This window comes from Saccharibacillus sp. WB 17 (genome assembly GCF_008634075.2).
GTDB classification, from domain to species: Bacteria; Bacillota; Bacilli; order Paenibacillales; family Paenibacillaceae; genus Saccharibacillus; species Saccharibacillus brassicae.
In genome coordinates this window covers 157,670-175,259 of the sequence record NZ_VPFK02000024.1, presented here as the reverse complement: position 1 = coordinate 175,259, position 17,590 = coordinate 157,670, and the positions used below count along the sequence as shown (strand labels likewise).

The 17,590-nt window shown below is 59.4% G+C and carries 17 protein-coding genes; 10 read left to right on the top strand and 7 right to left on the bottom strand.

The features are described from left to right. Positions 1 to 137: 137 nt before the first annotated feature. Together FTE24_RS13450 and FTE24_RS13445 are read left to right on the top strand one after the other, a co-directional pair. Positions 138 to 2,468 (top strand): beta-glucosidase, encoded by a 2,331-nt coding sequence (locus FTE24_RS13450; protein WP_150230100.1) that lies wholly within the window; start codon positions 138 to 140, stop codon positions 2,466 to 2,468. Between the two features lie 145 nt (positions 2,469 to 2,613). Continuing rightward, positions 2,614 to 2,883, top strand: coding sequence for a hypothetical protein (locus tag FTE24_RS13445; protein WP_150230098.1), 270 nt, complete (start codon positions 2,614 to 2,616; stop codon positions 2,881 to 2,883). A 90-nt stretch (positions 2,884 to 2,973) separates the two neighbouring features. Here the strand turns inward: FTE24_RS13445 and FTE24_RS13440 are convergent, their stop codons facing one another. From FTE24_RS13440 to hxlA, 3 genes are all read right to left on the bottom strand, one after another. Then, positions 2,974 to 3,678: a Na-translocating system protein MpsC family protein gene (locus tag FTE24_RS13440; protein WP_160441759.1), complete on the bottom strand. Its 705-nt coding sequence runs from the start codon at positions 3,676 to 3,678 to the stop codon at positions 2,974 to 2,976. Between the two features lie 230 nt (positions 3,679 to 3,908). Further along, on the bottom strand, positions 3,909 to 4,490 hold the full coding sequence (gene hxlB / locus FTE24_RS13435) for a 6-phospho-3-hexuloisomerase (protein WP_150230092.1): 582 nt from the start codon (positions 4,488 to 4,490) through the stop codon (positions 3,909 to 3,911). Between the two features lie 4 nt (positions 4,491 to 4,494). Further along, positions 4,495 to 5,142, bottom strand: coding sequence for a 3-hexulose-6-phosphate synthase (gene hxlA / locus FTE24_RS13430; RefSeq protein WP_150230089.1), 648 nt, complete (start codon positions 5,140 to 5,142; stop codon positions 4,495 to 4,497). A 299-nt stretch (positions 5,143 to 5,441) separates the two neighbouring features. On the opposite strand from hxlA, the gene FTE24_RS13425 reads away from it, so the two are divergent. Then, on the top strand, positions 5,442 to 5,816 hold the full coding sequence (locus tag FTE24_RS13425; protein ID WP_141446161.1) for a winged helix-turn-helix transcriptional regulator: 375 nt from the start codon (positions 5,442 to 5,444) through the stop codon (positions 5,814 to 5,816). Positions 5,817 to 6,024: 208 nt separating this feature from the next. Here FTE24_RS13425 and FTE24_RS13420 read toward each other — a convergent pair whose 3' ends face one another. Further along, positions 6,025 to 6,753 carry an MBL fold metallo-hydrolase gene (locus FTE24_RS13420; protein WP_150230087.1) on the bottom strand — a complete coding sequence of 243 codons (729 nt, stop codon included), beginning with the start codon at positions 6,751 to 6,753 and terminating at the stop codon, positions 6,025 to 6,027. Positions 6,754 to 7,017: 264 nt separating this feature from the next. On the opposite strand from FTE24_RS13420, the gene FTE24_RS13415 reads away from it, so the two are divergent. Both FTE24_RS13415 and FTE24_RS13410 read left to right on the top strand, forming a co-directional pair. Further along, positions 7,018 to 7,566 (top strand): copper amine oxidase, encoded by a 549-nt coding sequence (locus FTE24_RS13415; RefSeq protein WP_150230084.1) that lies wholly within the window; start codon positions 7,018 to 7,020, stop codon positions 7,564 to 7,566. A gap of 122 nt (positions 7,567 to 7,688) precedes the next feature. After that, the gene (locus tag FTE24_RS13410; RefSeq protein ID WP_141446157.1) at positions 7,689 to 8,009 is read left to right on the top strand and encodes a DUF1292 domain-containing protein; all 321 of its coding nucleotides are present in this window, start codon (positions 7,689 to 7,691) and stop codon (positions 8,007 to 8,009) included. Between the two features lie 351 nt (positions 8,010 to 8,360). On the opposite strand, the gene FTE24_RS13405 is transcribed toward FTE24_RS13410, so the two are convergent. Next, a complete protein-coding gene (locus tag FTE24_RS13405; protein ID WP_141446156.1) occupies positions 8,361 to 9,839 on the bottom strand; it encodes an aminotransferase class I/II-fold pyridoxal phosphate-dependent enzyme in 1,479 nt (492 codons plus the stop codon). A 302-nt stretch (positions 9,840 to 10,141) separates the two neighbouring features. Here FTE24_RS13405 and FTE24_RS13400 point away from each other — a divergent pair, with 302 nt between their 5' ends. Together FTE24_RS13400 and FTE24_RS13395 are read left to right on the top strand one after the other, a co-directional pair. Next, positions 10,142 to 11,428 (top strand): MFS transporter, encoded by a 1,287-nt coding sequence (locus FTE24_RS13400; protein WP_150230081.1) that lies wholly within the window; start codon positions 10,142 to 10,144, stop codon positions 11,426 to 11,428. Positions 11,429 to 11,843: 415 nt separating this feature from the next. Continuing rightward, positions 11,844 to 12,638 (top strand): SDR family NAD(P)-dependent oxidoreductase, encoded by a 795-nt coding sequence (locus tag FTE24_RS13395; RefSeq protein ID WP_150230078.1) that lies wholly within the window; start codon positions 11,844 to 11,846, stop codon positions 12,636 to 12,638. 107 nt (positions 12,639 to 12,745) lie between these two features. On the opposite strand, the gene FTE24_RS13390 is transcribed toward FTE24_RS13395, so the two are convergent. After that, complete coding sequence (locus FTE24_RS13390) at positions 12,746 to 13,381, bottom strand: DUF1054 domain-containing protein (protein ID WP_150230075.1); 636 nt, start codon at positions 13,379 to 13,381, stop codon at positions 12,746 to 12,748. Positions 13,382 to 13,590: 209 nt separating this feature from the next. Between FTE24_RS13390 and gndA the strand changes: the two genes are divergently transcribed. Then, positions 13,591 to 15,042: an NADP-dependent phosphogluconate dehydrogenase gene (gene gndA, locus FTE24_RS13385; RefSeq protein ID WP_141446152.1), complete on the top strand. Its 1,452-nt coding sequence runs from the start codon at positions 13,591 to 13,593 to the stop codon at positions 15,040 to 15,042. A gap of 267 nt (positions 15,043 to 15,309) precedes the next feature. Here gndA and FTE24_RS13380 read toward each other — a convergent pair whose 3' ends face one another. Then, a complete protein-coding gene (locus FTE24_RS13380; protein WP_141446151.1) occupies positions 15,310 to 15,612 on the bottom strand; it encodes a rhodanese-like domain-containing protein in 303 nt (100 codons plus the stop codon). A 93-nt stretch (positions 15,613 to 15,705) separates the two neighbouring features. On the opposite strand from FTE24_RS13380, the gene aroA reads away from it, so the two are divergent. Further along, entirely contained in the window at positions 15,706 to 16,998 is a 1,293-nt protein-coding gene (aroA, locus tag FTE24_RS13375; RefSeq protein WP_150230073.1) for a 3-phosphoshikimate 1-carboxyvinyltransferase, read from the top strand. A gap of 37 nt (positions 16,999 to 17,035) precedes the next feature. Next, the gene (locus tag FTE24_RS13370; protein ID WP_150230070.1) at positions 17,036 to 17,470 is read left to right on the top strand and encodes a CoA-binding protein; all 435 of its coding nucleotides are present in this window, start codon (positions 17,036 to 17,038) and stop codon (positions 17,468 to 17,470) included. Positions 17,471 to 17,590: the final 120 nt, after the last annotated feature.

Genomic DNA, 17,590 nt, shown 5'->3' with positions numbered 1-17,590 from the left:
TTTTCCCTATTGTAACGAACCGGTACGAAATCTACAAAAAAGGTCCGTTTTTTCATAGAATCTCACCATGTAAACGCTCTACAATGGACGGGAAACGATTATTTGACGTCATTGCCCATACGGAGAGGAGCACCAACATGACTCAATCGAGCCACACTTCCGGTACGCCGGATATCCAACATCTCATTTCGCAAATGACGCTGGAAGAGAAAGCAAGCCTCTGTTCCGGCAAAGACTTTTGGCATACGCAGGGCATTGAACGTCTCGGCATTCCGTCCGTGATGGTGACCGACGGTCCGCACGGACTGCGCAAGCAGGCGGAAGGCGCGGATCATCTGGGGCTGCACGACAGCGTGCCCGCGACCTGTTTCCCGTCGGCGGCGGGCATCGCGTCTTCGTGGGACCGCGACCTCATTCAGGGCATGGGCGAAGCGCTCGGCGAAGAATGCCAGGCGGAGAACGTGGCCGTGCTGCTCGGACCGGGGGCGAATATCAAGCGCTCGCCGCTGTGCGGCCGGAATTTCGAATATTTCTCGGAAGATCCGTATTTGTCGTCGGAGATCGCGGCCAGCCATATCCGGGGCGTGCAGAGCCGGGGCGTCGGCACGTCGCTGAAGCATTTTGCCGTCAATAACCAGGAGCATCGCCGCATGTCGGTCGATGCCGTGGTGGACGAGCGCACGCTGCGTGAGATTTATTTGGCGAGCTTCGAAGGAGCGGTCAAAAAAGGACAGCCGTGGACGGTCATGAGCTCGTACAACCGGGTGAACGGCACGTACGCTTCGGAACACGACGAACTGCTCAATGGAATTCTCAAGGAAGAATGGGGGCTGGAAGGCTTCGTCATGTCCGACTGGGGCGCCGTTAACGAGCGGGCAGCCGGTCTTGCGGCCGGACTGGAACTGGAAATGCCGTCAAGCGGCGGGATCGGCGCGAAGAAGATCGTGGACGCGATTCAGGACGGCTCGCTGCCGGAACACAAGCTGGACGCGGCGGTCGGGCGCATCCTGCGCGTCGTGCTGCGCGCCGCGGCGGAGAAAGTGGAGAATGCTTCGTACGATCGGGACGAACACCACGCGCTCGCCCGCAAAATCGCCCGCGAAAGTATGGTCCTGCTCAAGAATGAAGCCGGCATCCTGCCGCTGAAGCGGTCGGGCCGCATCGCGGTCATCGGCGAGCTCTCCAAACGTCCGCGCTACCAGGGCGGCGGCAGTTCGCACATTATCCCGACGCAGCTCGACCGGATCTATGACGAATTCGTCAAGGAAGCGGGCGAGGCGCAGGTGAATTACGCTCGCGGCTACAATCTCAAAAAAGACGAAACGGACGAAGCGCTGATCGCGGAAGCCGCCAAGGCTGCGGGCGAAGCGGACGTCGCGGTGCTGTTCGCCGGGCTGCCGGACGCGTACGAGTCGGAAGGTTACGACCGTACCCATCTGCGTCTGCCGGAGAACCAACTGCGGCTGATCGAGGAATTGTCGCAAGTCCAGCCCAATCTGGTCGTCGTGCTCAGCAACGGTTCGCCGGTCGAAATGCCGTGGCTTGGCGGGGTCAAAGGGCTGCTGGAAGCGTATCTCGGCGGGCAGGCGCTGGGCGGAGCGATTGCGGATCTGCTGTTCGGCACGGTCAGCCCGTCGGGCAAACTGGCGGAGACGTTCCCGGTACGCCTGGAAGATACGCCGGCGTTTCTGAACTTTCCGGGCACCGGCGACCGCGTGGAGTACCGGGAAGGGCTGTACGTCGGTTACCGGTATTACGACAAGAAGGCGATCGAACCGCTGTTTCCGTTCGGCTTCGGTCTGTCGTATACGACGTTCGACTATTCCGACCTGCGGGTGAGTTCGGCGCAGGCGTCGGCCGATCAGGATCTCGAAGTGAGCGTGAACGTGACCAATACCGGCAGCGTCTCGGGCAAGGAAGTGGTGCAGCTGTATGTGCGCGATATCGAGAGTACGGTGGACCGGCCGGAACGCGAATTGAAAGGGTTTGGAAAAGTAGAGCTCCAGCCGGGCGAGACGGCGACCGTATCCTTCGCGCTCGACCGCAGAGCATTCGCCTACTACGACGTGGAAGCGGCGGATTGGCGCGTCGAGAGCGGCGTGTTCGAGCTTGGCGTCGGATCTTCTTCGCGTGATATCAAGCAGACGGCCGAAGTCGACATCGAAGGCGACGCGCCGATCGTGGAGCCGGTCCATCGCAATTCGCTGATCGGCGACCTGATGCAGCCGGGCCGACTGACGCCGGACCAAAAAGCGCTGCTGGACGATTTCCTGCAGGGCGGACTGTTCACGCCGCCGGCGGAAGAGGCGGCCGATACGCCGGCGAATGAAGAAGACGACGAGCACGGCAGCGCGGACATGATGGCCGCCGTCGGCCGCTACCTGCCGCTCCGAGCGGCGGTCGGCTTTGCGGGCGACCCGGACGGCGAGAACAAGCTGAACGAACTGCTGGAGCGCATTAACCGCTGATGCCGCGGTCAAGCCGCGGGTAATTTGGGCCGGGGACGCGCGCGGCTGAGAGAAGGCGGCCCGAATCGTGTAATAGAGAGTGAGGGCTTTCGTTGGGAGCGCGAGCGATAAGCCCCGCGATCCACACACGAAGGAGGAGAAGTCTTTGGAACGCATGGGACAATTCAACCGCCGCCGCGGGCTTCGGCGCGAAGTGTTGGGCAGGCTGTACGACAGTTGGTTCGAGCTGGCCGGCGAGCCGGCCATACTGACCGGGGACGAGATCAACGGCGAGATCGAGCGCAAGCTCGCGTACCGTTATCTCGCGGAGAAAGGGCTGCTGCGCATGAGTCCTGTCGGTGATGGCAGCTTCGAAGTCTCGATTACCGTGCAGGGCATCGACCGGATCGAAATGACGACAGGCGAGAACGAATAGCCGGTCGGACAACGCGCAGGGTGCAGGGCATGCCAAAGAACCGGAGTTTTCCATCCGGTTCTTTTTCGTATGGACGGAAACGGGCGGGATTTAATGCGGTGCGATCGCTTGCGCGCTGCCGAATACGTAGACGAGCACGCTGCGGTCATGGGGGAAGACCCAATCGAGATAGACGCCTTTGAGGCTGCGGTTGGCGGTTCCGCCAAAAGGGGGTTCTTCGCAGAAGCGCTTTTTTTCCACTTTGCGTTTGGACATGCGCAGCACTTCGCAGTGTCCGTCTTCGATCAGTGCCCGTTCCACTTCGGTCATCGTGCCGTCGCGAATCAGGATGAGCATGCGCTGTTCCAGCCAGAACGAATAGATTTTCTCCGGAAAACGCTGTACGTCGTATGTAAGGGCGGCGATATGGCGATGTATTTTGTTTTGATCGGGATAAGGTACGTTTTCACGCAAAAAGGCCGGTTCGGCAAGCAGCATGAAGATCAGGCAGGACAGATCTTCGTCGTTCCAGTCATAGCCGGTAGTCTCGATTTTGAGGCCGCAGTCGTCCTGCACGTAGCGGTACAGTTCGGGCATCAGGTAACCGACCATCAGCTCCCGCATCGATTGCAGCGCGCCGTGTGATTCTTCGAGGATCATGGACTCGACAAGCGGTTGGAGAAAACGTTCGGCGCAGATGACGATGCAGCTGTCGTTCAGCGTGACGTTCACGCGGGCGGGCGAGATGCCGAAGTGTTCGGCAAACAGGGAAAGCGTTTTGTAACGAATGGTATCGGAAGCGGTGTAATTGGACATGGGAAGCCGGCTCCTTCTAAAGTTTGACATCGGGTGGGAGGAGTGGAGGAATGAAGGGGAGATAGCAGGTAATTTTGTCTACTTTAAAATAAACCTAATTGAAGAATTGAAATCGCTTCAAGCCGCAACAAACGAAATAAAGAAGGTTAAATCCGCTTATTTTTAGAAAAACGCCAAAAAAAACCGACATTTCCCTAAAGAATGTCGGTTTAATTATCTATAAATGTAAATTATTCCAGATTGGCGTGCTTGCCGTACATGCGGTCCGTGTCGAGTCCGCGCCGCTGCATCAGCCGCAGCACGGACGCGTCGCAGAACAGCAGCAGCGTCTGCTCGAACAGCGAACCCATCGGCTGGATCGTCGCGTAGTCGTCGTTCTCGCGCGACTTGGACGCGCCCGGCAGGCGCACAAGCATCGTCGCAAGCTTCGCAAGCGTCGAGTCCGGCTTGAGCGTGAGCACCGCGACGTCGGCGCCGAGCTCGCGCGCCTTCTCGGCCATCGGGACCAGCGTCCGGGTCTCGCCCGAACCGGAGCCGATGACGAGCAGGTCGCCCGGGCCGATGCCCGGGGTCGTCGTCTCGCCGACCACATGGGCCTGGCTGCCGGCATGCACGAGGCGCATCGCCAGCGCCTTGCCCATCAATCCGGAACGTCCGGCGCCGGCGGTGAATACGTTGGCCGCGCGATCGAGCGCTTCGGCGAACGATTCCGCCTGCGCCGGGTCGATGCCCCGCACCGATTCCGCGAGTTCCGCGGCGATCCGTGCGGCGAAGCCGGCTGTGCCTGTCGGTTCGGCAAGTGGGCCGCCCATCGACTTAGACCTGCGCGGCGGAGCCGGCTTCGATCAGGCGGCGCATTTCCGCAGCCGTACCCGCTTTGTCGTCCTGGCTGGCGATGCCGCCGCCGACGATGACGAGATCCGGCTGCGCCGCGATAACGCCCGGCAGTGTGTCGAGCTTGATGCCGCCGGCTACGGCCGTTTTGGCGTTTTTGACGACCGCTTTGATTTTTTGCAGGTCTTCGAACGGGCTTTGGCCTTCAGCCTGCAGATCGTAGCCGGTGTGTACGCAGATGTAGTCGACGCCGAGTGCGTCAACTTGAGCCGCGCGCTCTGCCAGGTTCGGCACGTTGATCATGTCGATCAGGATTTGCGTACCGTGCTTGCGCGCTTCTTCGACCGCTCCGCGGATCGTCGAATCGTTCGTCGCGCCGAGAATCGTCACGATGCTTGCGCCGGCTTCGGTCGCTTTCATGACTTCGTAGCCGCCGGCGTCCATAACCTTGAGGTCGGCCAGCACGTCAAGCTGCGGGAAAGCTTCCTTGAGCGCCTTGACGGCGTGCAGTCCTTCGTTGATGACGATCGGCGTACCGATTTCGACGATATCGATATATTTTTGAACTTCCGTCACGATTTCGATCGCGCCCGGGATGTCGACCAGATCCAATGCCAATTGCAATTTCATATTCAAACACTCCTTGGTGGGTTGGGATGGGGTAAACCGATTCGGCGTGATGCCGGTAGACCCATTGTAAGCCCGGAACAGCCGCCGGCGGAAGAAGGCACTTTGAAGTGGGGAAGTTACGTGGAGGATACTATTGCGCCCCGCGCGGGTTTGCGATCATCCGGTATAGCGATCGGACGTACTTTCTTTGCGGGGAGGTACGTATCTAATGTATACTATTGGGAGCGGAGCGGGTTATATGGGACGTCCGCGAGACGTATAAGTTCCGCCAAGCACGGACGAAACGGAGGTCTTTGAAGATGGCAAGCGAAGTGAAAGAACGGATCGACCTGCAGGCAATCAACTGCGAGAAGGAATTGACGCTGGCCGTCATCGGCGGCAAATGGAAACTGATCATTTTGTGGCATCTCGGACTCGAAGGCACGAAGCGGTTCAGCGAATTGAAGAAGCTGATCCCGAATATCACCCAGAAGATGCTGACCAATCAACTGCGCGAACTGGAAGAAGACCTGCTCGTGCACCGCGAAGTGTACCGCGAAGTGCCGCCCAAAGTCGAATATTCGCTGACCGCCTACGGCGAGAGCCTGACTCCGGTCCTGCGCATGATGTACGATTGGGGCAAAAAGTACGGCGAAGAAGTCATCTGGAAAGACGCCGGCCAAAAAGCCGAATAAGCTCTTTTTTCCATAGCAGGTTTGACAGTACGTTCAACTCGGGAGAACCTTTCCCGCTTTCCGGTCCGTTCGTACGGGTTCGGGGCTGCCGGACACGCCGAAAAACCGGCGCATCGATCATCGATGCGCCGGTTTTTTTGACGAAACTTATTTGATGAACCTTTTTTGAACGAACGTTTTTTAGAAAATTTCGGTTTCGCAGCCGCCGTCAGATCGAATACACGAGTCCCTGCTCCAGAAACTCCATTTTGCCGGTCCGGCCGACGAACTGCTCTTTGTTGTCCGCGTAATGCATCAGCTTGATGATCGACTGCATCTCTTCCGGCAGCGACAGCAGCTCGTCCAGCGTCGTATGCACGGCTCCCGGCCCTTCGAGCTGGACTTCGTGCAGGATGCGCCGGATGCCGCGGTCGCGCACAAGCGTCGTCAGCAGCTCGGGCTCGAACGTCATGTCGGCGCTGTAGAACACGTCGCGATTGAGAATCAGCGAATAGCTTTTTTTGCCGGCGATATGCGAGGTGGGAACCAGCTCCACGCACAGGTTGGGCGCCAGTTCCTGCACGTCGCCGACGCGCAGCGGACGGACGTCGAACGCGTCTTCGAGCTTCTCCAGCCCTTCCTGCGTCATGCCGCCCGACAGCGTATTCTGCCACAGCGGATCGACGAGCGCTTCGGGCAGCAGCAGCACCGGCCGGCGTCCATGCTTGAATTTCATCTGGAAGCCGTATTCTTCGAGGCCTCCGACGTGGTCGCCGTGCGTATGCGTCACAAGCACCGCATCCAGTTCTTCCATGCCGATGCCAAGCTCGTACAGCGCCAGAGGCGCCGTAATGCCGCAGTCGATCAGCAGCTTGAAGCCGTCCTGCTCGATCAGCGCATTATTATTGAAATATTTTTTGGCAAAAGCGTTACCCGTCCCGATCATTTGAAGGTTCATTGCGCATGCCCCCAGTCCTGTATTCGACGAGCATCGAAGCCGCAGCCGGATGCGTGCCGTTTCTTCCGAATCATTATGGACGATTTCCGCGCCGGAATCAACAAAGTGACCGCAACTTGACAGGGACGCGCGAGTATACATGTATAAGAACGGTCTTCCGAAAAGGCCGGCAGGCGCTGCAGAGGGGAATGCTTCGGCCTGTAGGTGCAGGAAAGCTTGGACTTGCACACGATGCAAACGATACAGAGAGGATGACGCCCGAATATGAGGTGGAAAAGAATTGCGGCCTGTACGCTGGCTCTGTCGCTGCTTAGCGGCTCCACGGTCTTTGCCGAATCGGCTTTTCAAAAAATAAGGGTTCTGATCAACGGGAATGCCGTCAGCACGGGCGGTTACCTGATCGACGGAACGACTTACGTGCCGGTGCGCGAATTCGACGGCCTGGCCGAATACAACGAGAGCAGCAAGACGGTGACTTTTAACAAGCCCAACGTCGATATGTTCCTGTTCAAAGGAGATACGCCGTTTGGCAACGTCAGCGTAGGGAAACTGAAATTCTACATTTTCTCGCAGATTGACGGCTTGAACACCGATATCCAGTCGGTCAAAGTGTCCATGCGCAATCCGGCGGGGGAAGTCAAAGATATCCAGTCGCAGGACCTGAGTTCGCGCAAAGACAATTTCTGGTTCAAAACGTACGATTTCACGTATGATTTTAGCCGGGCAGGCAAGTATTACGTCGAGTTTTATATCAAAAAAAGCGGCGGAGCCTACTCGATGGTCGCGCAAAAAACGATCAACGCCGTCGACTGATTGCGGGCGCGTTTCTCAAATTGACCTCTACAGGGCGAAGTGGTAGGATAAGCGGTGTGCTTTAAATTTTGGGGCGTACATGCGTCAGGCGCATACGCCGTAGGAAACGGGGTTTTACCACAATGAGCGAACACGAACATAACCACAATCATGCACACGGGGATCATGCCGGTCATGACCATAGCGAAGACGAAGAAATCGTAGTCGCGTTCAGCGACGAAGACGGCAACGAGAAAGAAATGGTGCTCGTGCAGACTTTCGACGTGGGCGAAGACGTCTACGCCCTGCTGCTGGAGCGCAACAATCCGGAAGCGGACGGTTTCATTCTGCGCCTCGAAGAAGAAGACGGGGAGACCGTGCTCGTCAACATCGAGGAAGAAGAAGAATGGGCCAAAGTCGAAGCGGCTTACAACGAACTCGTCGCGGCACAAGGCGAAGAGTAAGCGGAGCTTGGCTCTTGGGCAGACGGCGCGAAGTCTGAAGCCTGAAGCCGACTCCAGAGGATGTTCCCGATCGGGGACATCCTTTTTGTCGTGTCTGCGCTGACGCGTAAGGGAGAAGCGCGTTCGGCGATGCTGCGCGAGAAAAGGCTGGCCGAAGTGCCAGACGACGAGACGGCTTCGGGCAAGAAAAAGCCGGCCCAAGCGCCAAACGCCGAGAAGGCGCTTGTTCGCTTGGGCCGGCCGCATGAATCTGCATCGGGTTCCGCTTCGGAAGCGGACGGAAAAACGTGCTGTGCCGGATCGGGCTTGCGACGAATCGGGTATTGCGGTTTTTCTGTTGCGGTTTTGCGTTTAGCGGATTGCGCCCGGTTCGACGATGACTTTGACGAACTGTACGCTGCGGTCTTCCGGTCCTTTGACCGGGAGGCCGACTTCGACGTGATCGACGATGTAGTCGATATTGTCCTGCGAGATAACTTCGCCCGGCAGCAGAATCGGAATGCCCGGCGGATAGACGTAGATGAATTCGGCGATGATGCGATCCGCGGAATCCTTCAGCGGAATCGACTCGGTCTCGCCGTAGAACGCGTCCCGCGGCAGGATGGCCAGATGCGGGATGTCCGGAATCTTGACGACCAGCTCTTTGACTTCTTTGCCCTGATTGAGGAAATCTTCGGACATTTCGCGCAGCGCGTTCAGCAGGATGCGGATCGTGTCTTCGCTGTCTCCGGCCGTGATGAGGCACAGGACGTTATACATGTCGCTCATTTCGACTTCGATGTTATGGTTGTCCCGCAGCCAGTTCTCGGCTTCGTAGCCGGTGATGCCCAGATGCCGGACCTGGATCGTGATCTTGGTCGGGTCGTAATCGTACGTCGCTTCGCTGCCGATGATGTCCTCGCCGAAGCAGTACAAGCCTTCGATCTGGTTCACGGCGCTGCGCACGTAGTCGGCGAAATCAAGCGCGCGTTCGGCCATCGCGTAACCGTTCAGCGCAAGCTGGCGGCGCGCCGTATCGAGCGACGCGAGCAGGATGTACGAGGTGGACGTCGTCGTCAGCATGCTGATGACCGTCTGTACCCGTTTTGGGTTGATGTACCCGTTTCTCGTGTTCACGTTCAGTACGGAACTTTGCGTCATCGAGCCGCCAAGCTTGTGCACGCTCGTCGCGGCCATGTCCGCGCCCGCCTGCATGGCCGACAGCGGCAGCTGGTCGTGGAAATGGATCAGCACGCCGTGCGCTTCGTCGACGAGCACCGGCACGCCGTAGCTGTGCGACAGCGCCACGATCTGCTGCAGATCGGCGCAGACGCCGTAATACGTCGGATTGATGACAAGCAGCGCTTTGGCGTCGGCATGCAGCTTGAGCGCTTTGCGCACGGAGCTTGTCGTGATGCCGTGGTCGATACCGAGGTTCGTATCGCGTTCCGGCGCGATGAACACCGGCTTGGCGCCGGCGTAGATGATCGCGCCGAGAATCGATTTGTGCACGTTGCGCGGCACGATGATCTTGTCGCCCGGCCCGCAGACGGACAGGATCATCGTGATGATCGCGCTGCTCGTGCCCTGGACGGAGAAGAAGGTATGGGTAGCGCCGAAGGCGTCCGCAGCCAACTGCTGAGCTTCTTCGATCACGCCGGTCGGCTGATGCAAATCGTCGAGGGGAGCGATATTGATCAGGTCTATGGAAAGGGCGTTTTCCCCAATAAATTCACGAAATTCCGGGTCCATCCCCATTCCTTTCTTGTGACCTGGAATGTGAAACTGTACCGGATTTTGGTCCGCGTGCCGTTTGAGGGCGGTAAAAAGCGGAGTACGAGCATGATCCATTAGGGTTGTCACAACCTTTCGTGTGCGTAGAGTATGTTGAAGCACTTATGAAAAAATCAAACAAACTGAGTATAGCAAAACGGGGCGGGATTGCAAGGATGCATTTGGCAGGAACGTCGGTGCGGGGGCGGCGCGGGAAAAAGACGTCTATCGATCGGCGGGCCTGTTAGACTTCCCGAGGGTTCAGCCGATATAATGGCAGAAGATCGATAGAGACAGACCGAAGAGGCGGCGCCGCGCAGGCGCCGCGTGTGGAGAGGCCGACTGCTTTAGGAAGGCGGACGGCTCGAAAGGGGAATATGATGAAAGAGCGGTTAATCGTCCCGCAGTCCAAGCCCAAATTTTTTTCGTTGTTTTCCTGCTTATTCATTATCGTCTTTTTGACCGAATTCGTAAAAGGCGCTTTGTTCGTCACCGTGCTGCCCGTCTACATGAACGATGCGCTGGGGCTTCCGGCCCTTACGATCAGCCTGGCCTTTTCGCTCCAGTACGTGGGCGAAAACGTGCTGCGCAGCCCCGCCGGCTGGATGGCCGAGCACGTCGGACTGCGCGGCACGATCGCGGCCGGGCTGCTGCTGTCATGGGCAGCCGTCGTCGTGATCGCTTTCTCGATGACCGGCCCTTCGCTGATCGTCGCCTGCACGCTGCTCGGAATCGGCACGGCGCCGATCTGGCCGGTCGTCATGAGCACGATCAGCATGGAAGCCGAAGCGACCGGCGATACCGGCTCGCGCATGGGCATCATCCAGATCGCCACGCTTGCCGGAACGGGAGCGGGGCCGCTGATCTCGAACCTGCTGATCGGCGATTCGTACCGGGTCATCTTCTGGGTGCTGGTGTTCGTCATGGCGCTCGTCACGTCCGCCGCGCTGCTGCTGCCGCGCAGAATGCGCAGCGTCGCTCCGCGGCTCGCGCGCCGTCCGCGCATCCATCTGTCGATGCCCAGCCGCGTCCGCCGCGTCGTGAAGCGCCGGGCAATCCGCTCGGTCTATTCCGTCCGCAAAGTGATCCGGGCGCTGCTCGCGCTCAAGCTCACGCCGCTGCTGTACCCGGCGATGTTTCTCCAGTCGTTCGCAATCGGCATCCTGTCGCCGGTCATTGCGATGTATATCCGCAACGAACTCGGCATGACGGCCGGGCAGTTCAATCTGCTGCTGATCGTGGGCGGAGGCGTCGCCGTCGTCGGGCTCATTCCGGCCGGCAAGCTCGTCGACCGGTTCGGCACCCGCTGGTTTTTGCATATCGGCTTCTTGATGGCCGTGATCGCGCTGGCGGGCCTCGCTTCGACGCACACGATGTCGCTCGTCTGGTGCTTCGTCCTGACGGCCGGCGTCGGCTTCGCCATGATTCTGCCCGCCTGGAACACGCTGCTCGCGCAGCTCGTGCCGGAGAAAGAGCGCGGCGCGATCTGGGGCGTCTTCCTGACGCTGCAGGGCGCGGGCACCGTGCTCGGCCCGCTGGCCGGCGGCTGGACCTGGGACCATATCGGTCCGCAGGCGCCGTTCTGGGCGAGCGCCATTTCGATGGCGCTGCTGCTCGTCATCCATGCGCCGATCGCCTGGTCGTCGCGCCGGACTCGGGCCGTCTGAGGGCGGGGGCGAGAGCGGACAGGGACGGATAGGCTTGGCAGCGCCGGCATTCGGCAGATTGCCCCGTCCGCGCGGCCCAACGAATCCTCTTATCGCTATTTGCCGTTATTAGGCCTTTTTCGCGATTCTAACGAATCGTGCTATCGTTATTCGCCGTGCCGGGGCCGTTTTGGGCCTGTTATGCGCCAATAGCGTTGTGACGATTCGTTAGTTTGCCCAAAAGCGCCCCGGGACGCAAATAGCGTGATACGGATTCGCCCGACCCGCCGAAGCCAAGCCGAAGCCGCCCTTTCCGGGCGGCTTTTTTTTTCGCTGCCCCGCGACCAAGCCTCCCCGCGCCCCGCCGCGGATTAAAATCGCGCCAAACGGTTAAAGTAAGAAAGGTGAAAGCAAACACGAAGAGGAGGCAGGCGGCATGCAGTTGAATTTGCAAAACAAAGTCGTAATCGTAACGGGGGCAAGTTCGGGCATCGGCCTGGCGACGGCGAAGCTGTTTCTCGAAGAAGGAGCAAACGTAGTCGGCGCGAGCCGTCATCCCGAACGTATCCGGGAGCTGGGCGAAGAAGACCGGGTGCTGGCCGTGGAAGCGGACCTGAGCACGGCGGAAGGACCGAAGAGACTGGTCGAAGCGGCGATCGCGAAGTTCGGGCGCATCGACGTGCTCGTCAACAATGCGGGCATTTCCCATTCGCGGCTGGACGGGTTTCTCGGGACGACCGACGAGCAGTGGGAAGAGACGTATCTCAACAATCTGATGAGCATGGTGCGCACGTCGCGGGCGGCTATTCCGCATATGGCGGAGCAGGGCAAAGGCGTCATTCTCAGCGTCGCTTCGGAAGACGCGCGCCAGCCGCAGCCGATGTCCGTCGACTATTCGGCGTTCAAGGCAGGGCTGCTCAGCGTAGGCAAAGCGCTGTCGCTGGAATTCGGCGAACAGGGCATCCGCGTCAATACGGTCTCCCCGGGGCCGACGCATACGAATATCTGGGATCAGCCGGGCGGGATGATCGACGCGATCTCGGAAAAGTTCGACAAGCCGAAAAACGAAGTGATCGACTTTTTCGTGGACGAGGTGCGCGAGCTTCCGGTCGGCCGGATCGGACAGCCCGAAGACATCGCGTCGATGATCGTCTTCCTCGCTTCGGACCGGGCGGAATACGCGTCGGGCGCGGAATATCCGGTCAACGGCGGTTCGTTCAAAGGCATGTAACTTCGCAAGCACAAGCCAGGCAGCGCACGAAAAAGCGGCTTCCGTCCATGTATCCCATGAGCGGAAGCCGCGGTTCGTCGATTTTCTTTTTCATCCCATCCAAAAGGTCAAAAAGCCATCCGGTACAGCGGCAGCAGCGTCTCGAACGTGTCTTCGACCGTCCGCGCAAGCGTGTCGCCGTCTTGGAGCCTGGGATCGTCCTTTTGCAAAAAGCGGCCGCACAGCACTTCGGACTGCTTGACGGTCGCGAGGCGGTCGGCGATCAAGCGCAGTCCTTCGCGGCCGAGCTCCGAATGCTTTACGCCGCCCGGCTTCGTATGATCGACCGACCAGTAAAATTCGCTCTGCATTCCGGCCGGGACGAGATCAAGCACTTCGCTCTCGTTCGCGCGCAGCGCCCGGGACAGCACCGTTTTGTTCGGGCTTTCGTAGATGACGGCCATGACGATGAACAGATAGTCGGCGAACAGCCCTACCTGAAAATGCGGCAGCGCTTTGTAACCCCGTTTGCTCGTCGCCCACGCGACCCACGTATCGTTCGGCGGGTGGACGGTGCGGCGGGCGTGCTTGGCGACGTGCGGGTACATCTCTTCGCCGCACTGCGCGGACAGGAACGGCGCGATACCGCGGCCCAGTTCGTCCAGCTTCGGCCGCACGTTCGCGATCAGCGCGTCCATGCGGGGCTGCAGCCCCTCTATTTCGAATACTGCAAAATCTTTTTCGAGAAAACCTTGAACGTTCATGTTGTGGCTCCTTTCGTCGGGCGGTTCCCGGAGGAACCCGCAAGCGATTCAACGGCCATTATAGCACGAGTCCGAAGGACTCAAGCAAGCGGAACACAGCATGAAGGCTTGATGAAGGGGAATTCCGAGGACTTCACTTTACTAAACAAAACGAGTACAATGAAAATTATTGCAACCCTATTTCATACGCAAAGGATGGAGAACCTAAAATGTCGAAACAGCAAATTGGCGTAGTCGGCCTTGCCGTCATGGGCAAAAATCTGGCGCTCAATATCGAAAGCAAAGGTTTTACCGTCTCGGTATATAACCGCTCCCCGCAGAAGACCCACGATCTGGTCGAGGAAGCCAAAGGCAAAAACCTGGTCGGTACGTTCTCGGTGGAAGAATTCGTTCAATCCCTTGAAGTGCCGCGCAAAATCCTGATCATGGTTCAAGCGGGTCCCGCGACGGACGCGACGATCGAGCAGCTGATTCCGTTCCTGGATCAGGGCGACATCATCATCGACGGCGGTAACGCCTACTTCCCGGACACGCAGCGCCGCAGCGAAGACCTTGAAGGCAAAGGCTTCCGCTTTATCGGCACGGGAGTATCGGGCGGCGAAGAAGGCGCGCTCAAAGGCCCTGCGATCATGCCGGGCGGACCGAGAAGCGCTTATGAGCTGGTCGAGCCGATTCTGACCGGAATCTCGGCCCACGTGGACGGCGAACCTTGCTGCACCTACATCGGACCGGGCGGCGCAGGCCACTACGTGAAGATGGTGCACAACGGTATCGAGTACGGCGACATGCAGCTGATCGGCGAAGCGTACCACCTGCTCAAAGACGTGGTCGGCGCCGATACGGACGAGCTGCACGACATTTTCAGCGAATGGAACAAGGGCGAACTCGACAGCTACCTGATCGAGATCACGACCGACATCTTCTCGCAAAAAGATCCGGATACGGGCAAACCGATGGTTGACGTGATCCTCGACTCCGCCGGCCAAAAAGGCACGGGCAAATGGACAAGCCAAAGCGCGCTCGATCTCGGCGTTCCGCTGTCCATGATTACGGAATCCGTGTTCGCGCGTTTCCTGTCCGCCATGAAAGACGAGCGCGTAGCAGCAAGCAAAGTGCTCAGCGGACCGAAGACCGAAGCTTTCTCGGGCGATCGCGCCGAGTTTATCGAGAACGTGCGCAAAGCGCTGTTCGCGAGCAAAATTGTCTCGTACGCGCAGGGCTTCGCGCAAATGCGCGCCGCTTCCGACGAGTACGGCTGGGATCTGCAGTACGGCAACATTGCCATGATCTTCCGCGGCGGCTGCATCATCCGTTCGCAGTTCCTGCAAAACATCAAGGACGCGTACGAGAAAAACGGCGAACTCGCGAACCTGCTGCTCGACGATTACTTCAAGAACATCATCGAGAACTACCAGGATTCGTGGCGTAAAGTGATCGCTTCGGCGGTCATGAACGGCATCCCGGTTCCGGGCTTCGCAAGCGCGCTGGCGTACTACGACAGCTACCGCACGGAGCGTCTGCCGGCGAACCTGCTGCAAGCGCAGCGCGACTACTTCGGCGCCCACACGTTCAAGAGAGTGGACAAAGAAGGCGTCTTCCACCACGAGTGGCTTGACCTCGACAACGGCACGCTTGATCTGCCGGGCACGAAAAACCAATAATCGTTCGCAAACGCCCGCAAGGGAATTTGCCCGATGAACCAAGCGGCGGGGGCCGTCTCTCGAGACAGCCCTGCGCCGCTTTTGTTGTACATAAGCCCGACAAGTGCGGGACATGAACCTGGCAAGTGTCGGATATAAACCGAATAAGCCGCATCCGGCCGAATACGATATTTTAACGCTGCACAGCGTCTAATTGTTGAACGACAACAAGCGACCGTGGTATAATAGACAAAAAAGGAGCCCGAAGGCTCCTGTTGGATCGTCGATCTATTCTTCGTTCCAGGCGAGCATGCCGCCGGACATATTGACGACCTTGTCGAATCCGGACTGCTCCAGATATTCGCAGGCGCGTTCGCTGCGGTAACCGCTGCGGCAAATAAAGACCGTCTCGCGATCGGGGTCGAGTTCGTCCAGTCGTCCGGCCAGTTGGCCGAGCGGAATATGGACGGCGCCGGGGATCATGCCCTGGGCCACCTCTTCGGGTTCTCGCACGTCGATCATCAGCGGGGCTTCGCCCCGTTCGACCCGCTCGCGAAGTTCCGAAGGTTCGATCTGTGCAATGGGATTCATGGCTTTCCTGCCTTTCGGTTGGGATATGTTCATGATAGCCAATATCAAAAACTTGTGTCAAATCCAAATAGACAAGCCCGGAGGAGAATTGTTATGGACGTGATCGTCAGACGCACCGACAAACTGGAAGGCGCGATCGAAGCGCTGTCTTCCAAAAACTATACGACCCGTTACCTGCTCGCCGCCGCTCTGGCGGACGGCACCAGCACCGTGCGCTTTCCCGCGCACAGCGAAGACAGCGACGCGATGCGCCGCTGCATCGCGGAACTCGGAGCCGAACTGCAAGAAGACGACGAGAAAATCGTCATTACCGGCTTCGGCCGGAATCCCAAGCGGACGGCCGAACTGAACGTCGGCAACGCGGGCGCGGTGCTGCGCTTCCTGCTGGCGATCTCCGCGCTGTCAGACGACGTACATTTCGTCAATACGTATCCCGATTCGCTCGGCAAGCGCCCGCATGACGACCTGATCGAAGCGCTGCGCCAGATGGGCGCGCAGATCGACGATAACGGCGGCCGGCTGCCGATCACCGTCAAGGGACCGGTCCGGGGCGGCGCGATTACCGTATCGGGCGAAGTCAGCTCGCAGTATCTCAGCGCGCTGCTGTTCCTGACTCCGCTGCTCGAAGAAGACAGCGAGATTACGGTCACCGGCGACCTGAAGTCCAAAGTCGTCGTCGGCCAGACGCTCGAAGTGCTTGAGCAGTCCGGCATTACGGTCGAAGCGAACGCGGACTACTCGTTGTTCCGCGTGCCGGGCGGGCAGGCTTACCGGGCCGGCGACTATGCCGTGCAGGGCGATTACCCCGGCTCCGCGGCGATCTTGTCCGCGGCTGCCGTGCTGCCGTCCGACGTGACGGTGCGCCGCCTGGCGGTGCACAGCAAGCAGGGCGAACGCGCCGTCGTCGACGTGCTGCGCCTGATGGAAGCGCCGCTGACGCACGAGCACGATATCGCGGTCGTGCGCGGCACAGGCCGGCTTCAAGCCGTCGAATTCGACGGCGACGCGGCTACCGACGCGGTGCTGGCGATGGTGGCGGCGGCCGTGTTCGCGGAAGGTACTTCGCGCTTCTATAATGTGGAAAATTTGCGCTACAAGGAATGCGACCGTATTACCGACTACCTGAACGAGCTGCGCAAAGCGGGCGCGGACGTGGAAGAGACGCAGAGCGAGATCATCGTGCACGGACGTCCGCAGGGCGTAGCCGGCGGCGTTCGCATCGACTCGCATTACGATCACCGCGTGATTATGGCGCTGACGATCGTCGGCCTGCGCGCCGAGCAGCCGATCACGATTACCGACGCGCATCACGTCGCCAAATCGTATCCGGGCTTTTTCGATGACATGATCGCGCTTGGCGCGAACGTGGAATGGGTAAAAGAATAAGCGAAAGCTTATCCCAGGACCCAAGGAGGACAACCCCATGCCTTTTCAAAATCCAAGCCGTGAACAGATCGGCACGCTGCTGCAAGCGGCGGGCAATATCGCGGTCGTCGGCCTGTCCGACAAGCCGGACCGGACCTCGTACATGGTGTCGCACGCGATGCAGTCGCGCGGCTACCGCATCATCCCGGTGAACCCGGCCGCCGCCGGGCAGCAAATTCTCGGCGAGACGTGCTACGCTTCGCTTGCCGACGTGCCCGAGCCGATCGACATCGTCGACGTGTTCCGCCGCAGCGAGTTCTGCGCCGACGTCGCCCGCGAAGCGGTCGAAGTCGGCGCCAAGACGCTGTGGCTCCAGTCCGGCGTGTTCAGCGACGAAGCGGCCGACATTGCCGGCGACGCCGGTCTGACCGTCATTATGGACCGCTGCATCAAGGTCGAAGACGCCGTAACCGGCGCCGGTTCCCGCCGCTGAGCTTGTTCGTTGCGGACGCGCAAGGGCGCGCAACGTTCGGATAATGCGGCTTGGCCGCGCCCGGCAGTCCGGCCCCTTCTTATCCGGCTTGTATCCGAAACGGTGCCCGGCGATCTTGGA